Below are 14,292 nucleotides of genomic sequence, written 5' to 3' on the forward strand. Positions count from 1 at the left end.
CATGGCACTACCGTCTACCGAGTCGACGCCGCTGGCCGCTACCAGACATCCTCCCCCCTGCCGGTGGTGCTTCACCGCCGGGCGCTACCGGTGGCGAGCGGCATTGGTGGTCGCGGCTGCTGTGGTGGCGACGGTAACTGGGCCACGGCCGGTCCAGGCCGACGAGGTGACCTTCGACCCAGCCTTCCTCGAAGACGCCAGTCTCGACATGCGTCGCTTCTCCCGACCGGACTACGTGCTACCAGGCGACTATCTGGTCGATCTGACCCTCAACCAGACGCCGCTGGGACGCTATCCGCTACGTGTCGAGGACATCCCGGACGGAACACAGCGACTTACCCTGCCCTTGGACGCCTGGTTGGCCGCACGCCTTGAGCCGGCCCTCGAACAGGAAGTGCGACATAGCTGCCGGCTGGACGCCAACTGCTTTCTGGGGGTGGACGCCGCCCTGCCCGGCGCCAGCCTGGATCTCGCCATCGGTGACCTGCGTGCCCACCTCAGCGTGCCCCAGGCGTTGCTTCATCGGCTGCCTCGTGGCCAGGTCGACAGCGCGCGCTGGGAGCCCGGCACCACCGCCCTGCTGGCCAACTATCAAGTGAACGGTTATCGCTCGAGCACCGACGAAGGGCACTATCAAAGTGCCTTTCTCGGCACGACGCTCGGCGCCAACCTTGGCCTGTGGCAGTTTCGCAGCAGCCTCAACGTTTCCCGCAGCGATGACGGCGACGTCGACTGGGACAGCCTTCATCACTACGTTCAGCGGCCCCTGCCGGACCAGGGCTTGCTGCTGCGGGCCGGCGAGATCAACACCCGAGGGGACTTCTTCGATTCGCTGGCGCTGCGCGGGGTTACGCTACGCACAGAGACCCGCATGCTGCCCGACAGTCGACGTGGCTACGCTCCCGTGGTCCGCGGCAGCGCCAGAACCCAGGCGCATGTCACCATCTCCCAGCAGGGACGGCGTCTGCTCGAGACCAGCGTGCCTCCCGGCCCCTTCGAGATCGACGACCTCTATCCCACCGGCTACGGGGGCGATCTTGAGGTGAAAGTCACCGAGGCCGATGGACGCGTCGAGCGTTACAGCGTGCCCTACGCTGCCGTCCCGGGCCTGCTGAGACCGGGGCAATCGCGCCTCTCGCTGGCCGCCGGTCAGTACCATGCCAAAGGCCTCGATGACCCTCCCTCACTGCTGGAGGCCGGCTATCGACGGGGGCTCGGCAACGCCATCACCGCCTACGGCGGCGCCCAGCTCAGTGAACACTATTGGTCTCCACTGATCGGCGCCGCCTTCAATACCCCCGCGGGGGCCATTGCTGTCGATGCCCAGTACGCCCATGCCGACCTTCCCCAGGGAGGGCGCAACGGCTGGAGTCTCGAGGCCTCCTACAGCCGCCACCTGCAATCCACCGATACCGACATCAATCTGGCGGCATATCGCTACTCGACCACGGGGTTCGTGTCGCTGGCCGACGCCGCCTGGATTGCCGACGCTGACGACGACGGCACTCAGGCAGACGAAGGATACGTAGACAACAGCACGACCATCGATCAACGCAGTCGTCTGCAGCTCAATCTGAGCCAGCCCCTCGGGCCACGTACACGCATCTCCGCAACCGGCAGCCTGGCGGACTACTGGCATCGCGGCGGCACCGAGTCGTCCTACCAGCTGAGTCTGAGTCACCGCATCGGGCGCGTCAGCCTGGCCCTCAACCTGTCGCGCACCGACAACCGCGAAGGAGAGGCCGAGCACCGGGCGCTGGTATCGCTGACGCTGCCACTGTCCAACGCGTCCTTCGCCCCACGTCTGGGTGTCTCCGCCAGTCGTGACAGCCGCCATCATGACGATGCCCACCTCGACCTCACCGGCACCCTGGGCGACGAACGCGAGCTGTCCTACGGGCTATTCGCCAATCAGACCCGCGGCCCGAAGGAGCGCTACCGCTCCTATGGGCTCAACCTGTCGAGCGGAACCTCCGTCGGCCGCTTCACCGCGGCAGGCTCGAAAAGCGACGACTACCGGCAACTTTCCATCGGCGCCAGCGGCGCCGTGCTGGTACACCGCCACGGCGTGACCTTCGGCCAGAGCACCGGCGATACCGTAGGCCTGGTCAGCGCCCCGGGGGGCGCCGGCGCTCGCGTCACCAACGCCGCCAACCTGACCCTCGACGATGACGGCGAGGCATTGGTCCCCTATTTGACGGCCTACCACGACAACGAGGTCCAGCTGGACCCGCGCGGCGCCGCCACCTCGGTGGAATTTCAGCGGACTTCGATCGATGTCGCGCCCTATGCCGGCGCGGTGGTGCCACTGCGCTTCGCCACTCGAACCGGGCTGCCGGTGGTGATCGTGCTGGAGCAGAACGGCCGGGGCGTACCGCTGGGCGCCGAAGTCAGCGCCACCGACGGACGCAAGCTGGGGGTGGTCGGCGCCGGCGGCATGCTGCTGCTGCGCGATCTGACGCCCGGTACCTCGCTCCAGGTGACGCTGGGGGGCGAACGACGTTGCTGGGCACGTCCTGTCTGGACGCCTCCGACGGACAGCGACGAGATACCGATCGTCACCAGCCCCTGCCAGCCGACACCACCGAAAGACCTGCTGGAGACAACGTGAATGCGCACCATCGGCTTGAAGACCCGCAGCGCGAGCGCTCCGCTGCGTTTCGCCGTCAGACTTCTCGGCTTGCTGCTGTCGATCGCCGCACTGCTGTCGGTGACCTCGGTGGAGGCCAACTGCGGACGTATCAACCCACCATGGAGTGACAAGCCTCTGACGGTAAATTTTGGCGCCGAGATCGTGCTCGACGAAAACGTGGCCGTCGGCACGCCCATCGCCACGGCGGTCATCCCCGGCAGCCAGCTCTATGCGATCAAAGGAGGCTGGGTCGCTACCTGCAACAATCAGGACGACGCGATCAAGTACTGGTGGCTCGAGCAGCACTACTCCCAGTCCAGCGGCTACTTCCCGGACCCCGGCATCAGCGTGGACAGCGCCGACGGGCGCGTCTACATCATGCAGGACAGCGGTAGCCGCAATCCCTACGGCGGCGGGGGCAGCGGCAGCGTCGGCTATACCACCGAATTGCTGGTCAACGGCAACGCCCATGCGTTCTCCTGGGTCTCCGCTTCCCCCAACAAGAACCTTCCGCCGATCGGCGAGGAGATCCACGGCATCCCCTGCCGCGACGCCCTGCTGGGGACGGGTGCCGCCGAGGGTTACCCCCCCTTGATAGAAATCAACTGCCCCATCGGCGACTACGCCGTCAACTGGCGCCAGCTTCCTCCCTTCCAGATCAAGGTCACGCTCTACCGCATGGCCGGTTCCCCCGGCACCAGCGGTGTACAGCTTCAGAACAACAACAACGCCGGCTTCAGCCTGTTCTCGTTGCTGAACAGCCAGGGCACGCCCTCCGGGGCCAACCACGAACTATTCAATCTGGTCAGGCTGCAGCTGGCCCAGAGTACACGGGTTAGAATCAATCCCTGCCATGGCATCAACAATGTCTCGGTGTCACTGGGAGAGGTGGGCAGCCATCGCTTCACCACCCTGGGCCAGCCCGCCACGGGCGTCGCCGACACCCCGGTGCACGTCACCGCCTGGTGTCACACCGACGGCGACATCAAGTGGGCCGTGCTGGGCAAGGCGGCGGCCTACGATCCCGGCGGGAATCAGGGCATTCTGGCCTTGGACAACGAAGAGCAAAGCGCCAGCGGCGTGGGTATCCAGCTGATCCACACAGGTAGCCTGGCGCCACTGCCGATCACCCCCGAAGGCAGCGCCTTCGATGCCTACCGCTGGATCGACACCAACCTTCATGCGCAGGGCGGCAACATCTTGATGCTCGACTTTCTGGCCCGCTACGTGAAGACCGGCACCGTCACGCCAGGTACCGCCAATGGCCATGCCACCCTGGTGCTGTCGCCTAAATGAGTTTCCACCGTCTTCGCTCTACGACAGGCAGGCAGCCGGTTCAGCAACGCTCGCCCGGCTGCCGGCGACCCGCGACACTACGCCGCCGACGATGATCAGGCAGGGGGATGGCAAGGGGCTCTCCGCCAGGCGCTGGTCGATATTGCCAAGGGTGCCCACCAACGAGGCCATCTCGGGAAGACTGGCGTTGGCCACCAGCATCACCGGCCAGTCCTGTGGCAGGCCTGCGCCACGCAGGCCGCGGGTAATCGCGCCGAGCTTGTTGAGCCCCATGTAGAACACCAGGGTCTCGTCGCGTCGGGCCAGTGATGCCCAGTCCGGTTCGCCCCCCTCACGACACTGCTGGGCGGTGATCAGGCGAAGGCTCTGGGCGTGGCCGCGATCGGTCAGCGGAATCCCCATGGCGGCGCAGGCGCTGGCCGCCGCCGAGATGCCGGGCACGATCTCACGCGCTATGCCGGCCTCGTCGAGGGCGTCGAGTTCTTCCCCCAGGCGTCCAAAGATGCCCGGATCGCCGCCCTTGAGGCGCACCACCGCCTTGCCCTGGCGCGCCAGCGCCACCAGCAGGGTGCCGATCTGCGCCTGATCGACGCTGTGGTGGCCCCTGGCCTTGCCGACATAGTGGCGCTCGACGCCGGCCGGAATCATCGCCAGCACCTCGGGCCCCACCAGGCGGTCGTAGACCACCGCGTCGGCGTGTTCGATCCGGTCCAGCGCCTTGAGCGTCAGCAACTCCCCCGCGCCGCTGCCCGCCCCCACCAGCGCGACCCGGCCAACAGCGCCGCCTGACCGATGGCCAGCGCCGCTGGCAGCGGACCGGGACGCCAGCCGGTCGGCCCAATGCTGGCTTTGCCATGCCAGTCGCCCCAGCAGCATCGACAGCCCGCCCAGACGACGTGCCAGCCAAGGCTTCGTCCCCGCTTCAGCAAGGTGACCCAGCCGGTCTCTAGGCCGACTGGGGTTGTGCGCGCTCGATGCGACCACGGCTCTTCTCCTCTTCCACCAGACTCTTCAATTCGGGAATACAACTGCCGCACTGGGTGCCACAGGCCAATCGCGCACCGAGCGCCTCGACGCTGTCGTCGCCGGCACGAATCGCCCGCTGGATCGGGGTACGCCCCACCTGATGGCAGCTACACACGATCGGCCCCTGGTCGGCGGCGCCGTCATGACAGGCCGCCAGCACTCGCCGCCGATGCTGCTGCCCCATGGCCTCGCCACGCGCGGCTTCGTCGAAGCGCTCGCACAGCCAGCCAAGCCCCGGCAGTTCGCTGACCGGGCCAACCATCAGCCACCAGCACAGGCGTCCTTGCTCGAACCCCGCCAGGCGCCAGCGACCGCTGGCCGGGTCCTGGGCCACCGGGCCCAGCTCCCCCGGCAACTGGCGTGCGGCCCAGTCGAGCCAGTCGCGTTCGACGCCCGCTTTCTCTACACCCTCTTGCTCAACGGGCTCACCGGCCAGTTGCCAACGCTCTGCCGAGGCTAGCGGGACCCGCGTCCAGTAGTTCGTCCCCTCGACCACCCGCGCGGCCAGGCCCGAACCCTCGGGCGGTCCCTGCTGGGCCAGTGCCCGGGAAACCACCAGTGTCGCCTCCCAGGCGTGCTGCAGCGGCGTGACCGCCACCGCGCCATGCTTGGTCTCCGGCTGGCCAGAAAGCGGATCGACTTCCGGGGCGAACAGGCTCCCCGCCAGTGGCGAGTGACTGAAGCGCGGTGTCCAGTGGATGGGCACGAACACTTCCCCACGGCGCTGGGCGGCAGAGACCCTGACGCGGGCGCGCATCTCGCCGCTGCGCGAGCGGATCCTGGCGAGCCCCTGGTCACACAGCCCCAGGGCCTCGGCGTCATCCCGATGGACCTCGACGAAGGGCTCGGAGCGGTGATTCATCAGTCGGCTGGCCCTGGCGGTACGGGTCATGGTGTGCCACTGATCGCGCACCCGCCCCGAATTCAGCCGCAGCGGAAAGTCGGCGTCAGGCGCCTGGCGCGGCGCCCGCGCGCTCACCGGCCACAACCGTGCCCGGCCGCTATCGGTGTAGAAGCGACCGTTTTCGAACAGCCGCGCGGTGCCTCGTGGTGCGCTTGCCGTCACCGGCCACTGGATCGGAGCCAGATCGTCGTACTCGACCCGGGACAGCCCCACCAGCCCGGAAATATCGAAGGCCCGCCGTCCCTGGTTGTCGAGGCCCGACAAGCGCGCATGCTCGTCGAAGATCTCGCCGGGGTGGCTGTAGGCGAAGGCCTCGCCGAAGCCCAGGCGCTCGGCCACCCGGCACAGGATCCACCAGTCGTGGCGGGCCTCGCCCGGCGGCGGCAGGAGACCGCGCTGGCGAGAGATACGCCGCTCGGAGTTGGTGACGGTACCGTCCTTTTCCGACCAGCCGCTGGCCGGCAGCACGATATCGGCAAGTTCCACCAGGTCGGTGTCGGCCATGCATTCCGACACGATCACCAGCGGACAGCGCTCGATGGCGCGGCGCACCCGGTCGGCATCCGGCAGGCTCACCAGAGGGTTGGTGGCCATGATCCACAGCGCCTGGATGTCGCCGCGCTCGACGGCCTGAAACAGCTCGACCGCCTTGTGGCCCGGCTCCCGGGGCAGCGTCGGCACCAGCGCCTCGGCGGTCCAGAAGCGCGTCAGCCGTTCGATGGCGCCCGGGGTGTGGTAGTCCATATGGGCGGCCAGCTGGTTGGCCAGCCCACCGACATCGCGCCCGCCCATGGCGTTGGGCTGGCCGGTGATGGAAAAGGGGCCGGCGCCGGGCAGGCCAATCTTGCCACCGGCCAGGTGGCAGTTGAGGATGGCCTGGCACTTGTCGGTTCCGCTGGTCGACTGGTTCACGCCCTGAGAGTAAAGCGTGACCACGTGCAGCTGGGTGGCAAACCAGTAGTAGAAGGTCTCGAGGCGCTCGGCGTCGAGATCGCAGGCCGCCGCCACCGCCTCGATGTCCGAGGCCTCGTCCAGGGCGGCGGCAATTGTCTCTTCGGCGCCGTCCACATGGCGCTTCAGATAGACCTCATCGAGCCGTTGGCGACGGGCCATCCAGGCCAGCAGGCCATTGAACAGCAAAGCGTCGCTGCCGGGACGCAGCCCCAGGTACAGATCGGCGATCTCGCAGCTGTCGGTGACCCGAGGGTCGATGACCACGACCCGCATCAGCGGATTGCGGGTCTTGGCCAGACGCAGCCGCTGATACAGCACCGGATGGTTCCAGGCCAGATTGGACCCCACCAGAACCACCAGTTCGGCCTCTTCCAGGTCCTCGTAGTTGCAGGGGACGGCGTCGGCGCCCAGGGTGCGCTTGTAGGCCGCCACCGCTGACGCCATGCACAGCCGCGAGTTGGTATCCAGGTGCGGTGTCCCGAGAAACCCCTTGAACAGCTTGTTGGCGACGTAGTAGTCCTCGGTCAATAGCTGCCCGGACAGGTAGCCGGCGATGGCATCTGGACCGCTGCCCTCGGCAATCGCTCCCAGACGCTCGGCGACGGCGTCCAGCGCGCTGTCCCAGTCGGTTTCGCGACCGTCGACCCAGGGCCGCGTCAAGCGCCCCTGGCCGCCCAGAGTCTCCGCCAGGGCCGAACCCTTGACGCACAGGCGCCCGAAGTTGGCCGGGTGATCCCGATCGCCCTGGAGGGTAACCGACTCGCCATCGCGACGAAGCTCGACGCCGCAGCCGACCCCGCAGTAGGGACAGGTGGTGCCTGTGGCCTCGCCGCCTGCACCGCTGTCGTTCTCCGTGCTGTCGCTATCCGTCCGGGTCATCGCGCTCTCCTGTCGGCCATCTTGCTGCTCTGGCATATCGGCGGTCTCTCATCGGCAGATCATCGCTCCGCTAGCGGCCGGGCCTTGATCGGTCGGGCCTTGCTGCGGCCCAAACGCACGACGCCCATCCCGTCGAGCGAGGCTCGAGGAGATGGGCGTCGTTGCCGGATGAAATCCCGCGCTGGATTTCGTGTGTGCTAGCGCCCGTTGCGGACGAGTTGTCGAACCGGCCCACGCCGCCACCAGCGTCGGGACCCTTCCTGGCTCGGCTTAGTGATGCCCATGGCACCAACAACGGCACTAGCTTTGACAGTAACCAAAGCAAACCCTGTGCCAGAACACCACAATCGCCCCATGCAGTGTGGAATGCCGGTGCCAGCCAATTGAAGCCACGACGTTTTTTTCTGACGTTTACCCAGGCGATGGTGGCGAGAAGACGTCTGACAGATCCCAGGCTCGCACCACAACGAACGATGGAGGCCACCGTTTACGCACCCTTTCGGTGCGCGAGCGCCTGCCCGGTAAATCTGCTGGGGCACGGCGGCGGCTTTGCAGGGGGTTATCTCCCTGACAAAAAACGACAAGATCGAAAATGGAATGCCTTTTGCGCTGACAGGTGCAGAGGCACCCAAGGTGCACCCCTCATCACGTCGACTCGAGCTCTATCGAGCGACAGCATCATCGAGCCACGCCCATGCCCGAACACGACACCTTGAAGGTCCTGCTGGTCGACGACGAGATAGTGCGCGCCGCCATGGTCGAAGAGGCGCTTGCGCTGGACGGACACCAGGTGGTCTGCCGACTGTCAAGCCCGGCCAGTCTCAACGACATGGTGCAGCAGCATCAACCCGACGTGGTCATCATCGACATGGAATCGCCTGACCGGGACACCCTGGAGAGCATGGCGCTGCTGCAGCGGGAAAACCCTCGACCGGTGGTGTTCTTCGCCGACCAGCATGACCCCGAATCGCTCAAGGCGGCGGTGAAGGCCGGCGTCAGCGCCTATGTGGTGGACGGTCTGGCGGCCAACCGCGTCAAGGCGGTCATCGATGTCGCCATCGCCCGCTTCGAAGCCTTTCAGGGAATGCGCCGCGACCTCGACAAGGCACGCAACCAGCTCGCCGACCGCAAGCGCATCGAACAGGCCAAGGGCCTGTTGATGAAGCATCAGAGCTGCGATGAGGAACAGGCCTACCGCATGCTGCGCAAGCTGGCCATGGACCGCGGCCAGCGCATCGCACAGGTCGCCCAGAACGTCATCGACATCCTCAAGCCACTGGAGAAGGGATCATGAGTCCATCGCTGTCTTCTGACGCGGCCAGCACGTCCAGAACTGGCGCGCCGCATCCACCCGAGCTCGCCAGCCTGACCCTGGGATTCGTGCCGCTGCTGGATGCTGCGCTGTTGATCATCGCCCGGGAAGGCGGCTTCTTCGCCGCCCAGGGGGTCGAGGTCAGCCTGTCACGCGAGAACGCCTGGTCCACCCTGCGCGACAAGGTCGCCGCCGGCCTGCTTGACGGCGCCCAGATGCTGGCGCCGATGCCGCTGGCCATGAGCCTGGGGTTGTCCCGCGCGCCTTGTGACACCCTGGCCGCCGCGGTGCTGAGCCGCCAGGGCAACACGCTGGTGCTGTCTCGCCGCCTGGCCGATGCGGTCGGCGCTTCGGTCGACAGCGGGGAGCCCGGCGCCTTCGGCGCGGCCAGCGAACTGGCCCGACGCTTCAAGGCCTCGCTGAAAGAAGGCACCCGGCCACGCCTGGCCATGGTCTACCCCTACTCCTGCCAGCACCTGTTGCTGCGTGACTGGCTGGCCCGCGGCGACATCGACGTCGACAACGAGGTCGAACTGGTCGCGCTGCCGCCCCCGCGCATGGTGGACGCCCTGCGCGAAGGCGAGATCGATGGCTTCTGCGTCGGCGAGCCCTGGGGCAGCCTGGCCCAGCATCGTCAGGTGGGTCGAGTGGTGGCCAGCGGTGCGGAACTGGTGCCGGCGCATCCCGAGAAGGTGCTGGGGGTGACGGCCTCCTGGGCGCGGCGCTACCCGAATACCCTGTCCGCGCTGCTGCGCGCCCTCCAGGCCGCCGCCCTGTGGCTGGACAAGGCGCCTGAGGCCAGACGCCAGACCCTGGCCTGGCTGGCGCTGCCCCCCTACCTCGATGAAGCCGTAGGCCATCTCGACGAGCTGCCGCTGGAAGCCGCCCCGGGCTACCCCTGCATCGGTGAGCGACTGCGCCCCCTGACGGCCGACTTCGAGGGGCTGATCCAGCGGTTGTCGCCGCTGCTCGAGGCTCGCGGGCGACAGCTCGACACCGCCACCCTGGAGGAGTGCTACAGCGCTGTGCATTACGACGCCGCCACGCACCAGTACGGTGCCGACACGCCCTGAGCCCTGCCTGACCGGTGCTGCAGCCCGCCACCATGGCCTGCACCAACAGGCTGTTTTACCTGCACAAAACGTAAAACAGGCATGAAACTTGGATAGCCTGTAGCAAGTGCCGGCGAATGCCGGCGGCGGTCAACGGCGATCGCACCGACACTAGACAAAGACGTCTCTTCACCCTCCGACGCCGGAGGTGTGAGAGACGTCTTTGGCGTTTTTGGAGCCCATGCGATGCCTTATTCCACTGGTCCTTCTGACTCCAGGCCCCGTTCCTCTGGCCTGCCTGACTCAAGGTCCCGTTCCGAAATGACCCAGGCCGGCTCGTCTTCGCCGGCGAGGTCTGATGACGCACGTCTTCCCCACCTGGTGATCGTCGGCAACGGCATGGCCGCGCATCGATTGATCGAGACCCTGGCGGCCCAGAGTGGTGCCCCACGACACATCACCGTGATCGGCGCCGAACCGCACGCGGCCTACAACCGCATTCTGCTGTCGAGCTGGCTGGCCGGCGATGTCGAGCAGGATGGGTTGACGCTGACACCGCCGCATGACCCTGACGTCACGGTCGATCAGCGCCTGGGCGCGCGGGTGGAACGGATCGATCGTACCCGGCGCCTGGTCGAGTGCGACGACGGCGAGGTGATCCCCTACGACCATCTGGTGCTGGCGCTGGGTTCGCGCAGCGCCATGCCACAGATCCCCGGCATCACGCTGACGGGCGTATCAGGCTTCCGCGACCTGGACGATGCGGCGCGCCTGGCCGAAGCAGCAAAGGCTGGCGGCGCGGCGGTGGTGGTCGGTGGAGGCCTGCTGGGCCTGGAGGCCGCCGCCGGCCTCGCCGCCAGAGGCATGCAGGTATGCGTGCTGCAACGCTCACCGCGCCTGATGAACCGGCAGCTGGACGCCACCGCCAGCACCATGCTGGCAAGCGAAATCGAAGGCCGCGGCATCCGTCTGAAGACCGGGGCGCGGCTGGCCGAGATCGTCGGCGATGAGCACGGCCAGGTAGTCGGCGTACGCCTGGAAGACGACGAGCGCCTGCTGCCGGCGAACTGCGTGGTGATCGCCGCCGGCATCACCCCCAACGCCGAGCTGGGCAGGGATGCGGGGCTCGATTGCGATCGCGCCATCGTCGTCGACGACACCCTGGCCACCTCGGACCCCGACATTTCTGCCCTCGGCGAATGCTGCCAGTTCGAGGACACCACCTACGGTCTGGTGGAGCCGATCTGGCATCAGGTCGAGGTACTGGCCAGTCGCCTGTGCGGCGAGCCCTCGGCGCCTTACCACGAACGCGCCTGCGCCACCAAGCTCAAGGTTTCCGGCGTCTCGCTGTACGCCTTCGGCCCCACCGAGGCCGAGGACGGACATGAGGTCCTCAGCTACCGCGACCAGGGGGAATACCGCCGACTGCTGCTGCGCGACGGCCGACTCGAGGGCGCCGTGCTCTACGGCGATACCCGCATGGGCCCCTGGTTATTCCGGCTCGCCGAGCAAGGCCAGCGACTGGACCGAGTGCGCCACTCGCTGCTGCTGGGCCAGGCCGATACCGAGGCCCTGCTGGCGGACGACGCCACCACCGACACCGACTCATCGACCACCGAACAGGATGCCGCCTGATGTCCAGCACAAAGCACAATCTCGCCGCACACAATGCTCTCGACAGCAACGCCGCGGATACCCGCCCCACCCTAGTCGTGGTAGGCAACGGCATGGTCGGTCACCACCTGGTCGAGCAGCTGGTCGAACGTGATCAGCACCGCCGCTACCGCATCGTGGTGTTCGGCGAGGAACGTCATCTGGCCTACGACCGAGTGCACCTGTCGGAGTACTTCAGCGGCCGCGACGCCCAGTCCCTGGCGCTCTCCACCGCCGACTACTACGCCGAGCACGGCATCGAGCTCAAGTTGCACCAGGCGGTCACCGCCATCGATCGCGATGCACGGCGCGTTCACACCGACGCTGGCTACCTCGACTTCGACCGTCTGGTGCTGGCCACCGGCTCCTTCCCCTTCGTCCCGCCGATTCCCGGCAATGATCGCGAGGGCTGCCTGGTCTACCGCACCCTGGACGATCTCGACGCCATTCGCGCCGCCGCCACCACCGCCAATACCGGCGTGGTGGTGGGGGGCGGACTGCTCGGACTGGAGGCCGCCAACGCCCTGCGCGGCCTCGACCTGGACACCGCGGTGGTCGAATTTGCCCCGCGTCTGATGCCGATGCAGGTGGACGAGCAAGGCGGTGAACTGCTCAAGGAAAAGATCGAGGGCCTGGGCGTCCAGGTGCTGACCGAAAGAGCGACCCGCGAGATCGTCCCCGGTGAAGCCAGCCGCCTGCGCATGGTATTTCAGGACGACAAGGTGCTGGAGACCGATCTGATCGTGTTCTCCGCCGGTATCCGCCCCCGGGACGAGCTGGCCCGCGAGTGCGGGCTCGAGATCGGCGAACGTGGCGGCGTGGTGATCGATGACCGCTGCCTGACCAGCGATCCCGCCATCCTCGCGGTGGGCGAGGTCGCGCTGTACAACAACAGCATCTTCGGCCTGGTCGCCCCCGGTTATCAGATGGCCAAGGCCGCGGCCGACACGCTGTGCGGTGGCGATTCGACCTTCACTGGGGCCGACATGAGCACCAAGCTCAAGCTGATGGGGGTCGACGTGGGGGCCATCGGCGACGCCCACGCCAACCGCCATCCAGGCGCCAAGCAGTACCGATACTTCGACCAGATCCAGCAGGTCTATCGCAAGCTGGTGGTCTCCGGTGACGGCAAACGGCTGCTCGGCGCCATGCTGGTGGGCGACAACTCCGCCTACGACAGCCTGATGCAGTACTACGCCAATGGCCTGGATCTGCCGGCGGACCCCGCCTCGTTGATCGTGCCCTCCAGCGAACCGGCGCCGGCGCTGGGCCCGGACGCCCTGCCGGACAGTGCCATCATCTGCTCGTGCCACAACGTCACCAAGGGCGCCATCAGCGCCGCCATCGACGCCGGCTGCGAGGACCTCGGCGCGGTCAAGGGGACGACCAAGGCCAGTACCGGCTGCGGCGGCTGTGCGGCGCTGCTCAAGAACGTCTTCGACCATGAACTGGCGGCCCGCGGCATGGAGGTCGACACCTCCCTGTGCGAGCACTTTGCCCACACCCGCCAGCAGCTCTTCGATATCGTCCGGGTCGAAGGCATCAAGACCTTCAGCGAGTTGATGACCCGACACGGCACCATCCTGGACGATGGGGCCCCGAGTCTCGGCTGTGACATCTGCAAGCCGGCGGTGGCCTCGATCCTGGCCTCCTGCTTCAACGAGCCGATCACCGACGCGGCGCATATCCCGCTGCAGGATACCAATGACACCTTCATGGCCAACATGCAGAAGAACGGCACCTTTTCCGTGGTGCCGCGTATCGCCGGCGGTGAGATCACCCCGGACAAGCTGATCGTGCTGGGCCAGGTGGGCAAGAAGTACGGCCTCTACACCAAGATCACCGGTGGCCAGCGCATCGACCTGTTTGGCGCGCGCCTGGAAGACCTGCCGGCCATCTGGGAGGAACTGATCGACGCTGGCTTCGAAACCGGACACGCCTACGGCAAGTCGCTGCGCACGGTGAAATCCTGTGTCGGCAGCAGCTGGTGCCGCTACGGCGTCCAGGACAGCGTCGGCATGGCGCTGCGACTCGAGCATCGCTACAAGGGACTGCGCTCGCCGCACAAGCTCAAGTTTGCGGTGTCCGGCTGCACCCGCGAGTGCGCCGAGGCCCAGAGCAAGGACATCGGCGTCATCGCCACCGAGCATGGCTGGAACCTGTACGTCTGCGGCAACGGCGGCATGCGTCCGCGTCATGCGGAGCTGTTCGCCACCGACCTGGATGACCAGGCCCTGATCCAGGCCATCGACCGTCTGTTGATGTTCTACGTACGCACCGCCGATCGACTGCAGCGGACTTCTGTGTGGCGCGAAAACCTCGAGGGAGGCCTCGACTACCTCAAGGCGGTGGTGCTCGACGACAGTCTAGGCATCGGCGAGGAGCTCGAACGCCAGATGCAGCACGTCATCGATACCTACGAGTGCGAGTGGGCGGGCGCCCTGGCCGATCCGGACAAGCTCAAGCGCTTTCGCAGCTACGTCAACGACAGCCGCCCCGACCCGGACATCATCGTCACCGAGGAGCGCGGTCAGCTCCGCCCAGCCTGAGCCAACCACCGTTTCCGCCCTCGTGACCGACACCA

At 67.0% G+C, this 14,292-nt stretch carries 8 protein-coding genes; 6 read left to right on the forward strand and 2 right to left on the reverse strand.

The annotated features are described in order from the left end of the window. The first annotated feature begins 1 nt into the window (after window position 1). Together NFH97_RS03095 and NFH97_RS03100 are read left to right on the forward strand one after the other, a co-directional pair. Window positions 2-2,611: a fimbria/pilus outer membrane usher protein gene (locus NFH97_RS03095; protein ID WP_349624419.1), complete on the forward strand. Its 2,610-nt coding sequence runs from the start codon at window positions 2-4 to the stop codon at window positions 2,609-2,611. After that, window positions 2,612-3,928 (forward strand): fimbrial protein, encoded by a 1,317-nt coding sequence (locus tag NFH97_RS03100; protein WP_349624420.1) that lies wholly within the window; start codon window positions 2,612-2,614, stop codon window positions 3,926-3,928. A gap of 18 nt (window positions 3,929-3,946) precedes the next feature. On the opposite strand, the gene cobA is transcribed toward NFH97_RS03100, so the two are convergent. Both cobA and NFH97_RS03110 read right to left on the reverse strand, forming a co-directional pair. After that, window positions 3,947-4,912: a uroporphyrinogen-III C-methyltransferase gene (cobA, locus tag NFH97_RS03105; RefSeq protein ID WP_349624421.1), complete on the reverse strand. Its 966-nt coding sequence runs from the start codon at window positions 4,910-4,912 to the stop codon at window positions 3,947-3,949. Continuing rightward, entirely contained in the window at window positions 4,875-7,691 is a 2,817-nt protein-coding gene (locus NFH97_RS03110) for a nitrate reductase (protein WP_349624422.1), read from the reverse strand. The genes cobA and NFH97_RS03110 overlap by 38 nt, the downstream gene beginning before the upstream one ends. Window positions 7,692-8,385: 694 nt before the next feature. Between NFH97_RS03110 and NFH97_RS03115 the strand changes: the two genes are divergently transcribed. The 4 genes from NFH97_RS03115 (at window position 8,386) to nirB (ending at window position 14,257) form a co-directional block, all read left to right on the forward strand. Beyond that, window positions 8,386-8,985, forward strand: coding sequence for an ANTAR domain-containing response regulator (locus NFH97_RS03115; RefSeq protein ID WP_045994380.1), 600 nt, complete (start codon window positions 8,386-8,388; stop codon window positions 8,983-8,985). Further along, window positions 8,982-10,076: a CmpA/NrtA family ABC transporter substrate-binding protein gene (locus NFH97_RS03120; protein WP_349624423.1), complete on the forward strand. Its 1,095-nt coding sequence runs from the start codon at window positions 8,982-8,984 to the stop codon at window positions 10,074-10,076. The genes NFH97_RS03115 and NFH97_RS03120 overlap by 4 nt, the downstream gene beginning before the upstream one ends. Before the next feature lie 300 nt (window positions 10,077-10,376). Beyond that, window positions 10,377-11,690: an NAD(P)/FAD-dependent oxidoreductase gene (locus NFH97_RS03125; protein WP_222515460.1), complete on the forward strand. Its 1,314-nt coding sequence runs from the start codon at window positions 10,377-10,379 to the stop codon at window positions 11,688-11,690. Further along, window positions 11,690-14,257 (forward strand): nitrite reductase large subunit NirB, encoded by a 2,568-nt coding sequence (nirB, locus tag NFH97_RS03130; RefSeq protein WP_222515461.1) that lies wholly within the window; start codon window positions 11,690-11,692, stop codon window positions 14,255-14,257. Before NFH97_RS03125 ends, nirB begins: the two co-directional genes overlap by 1 nt. Window positions 14,258-14,292 lie beyond the last annotated feature (35 nt).

Source organism: Halomonas sp. SCS19 (genome assembly GCF_040147015.1).
GTDB classification, from domain to species: Bacteria; Pseudomonadota; Gammaproteobacteria; order Pseudomonadales; family Halomonadaceae; genus Halomonas; species Halomonas litopenaei.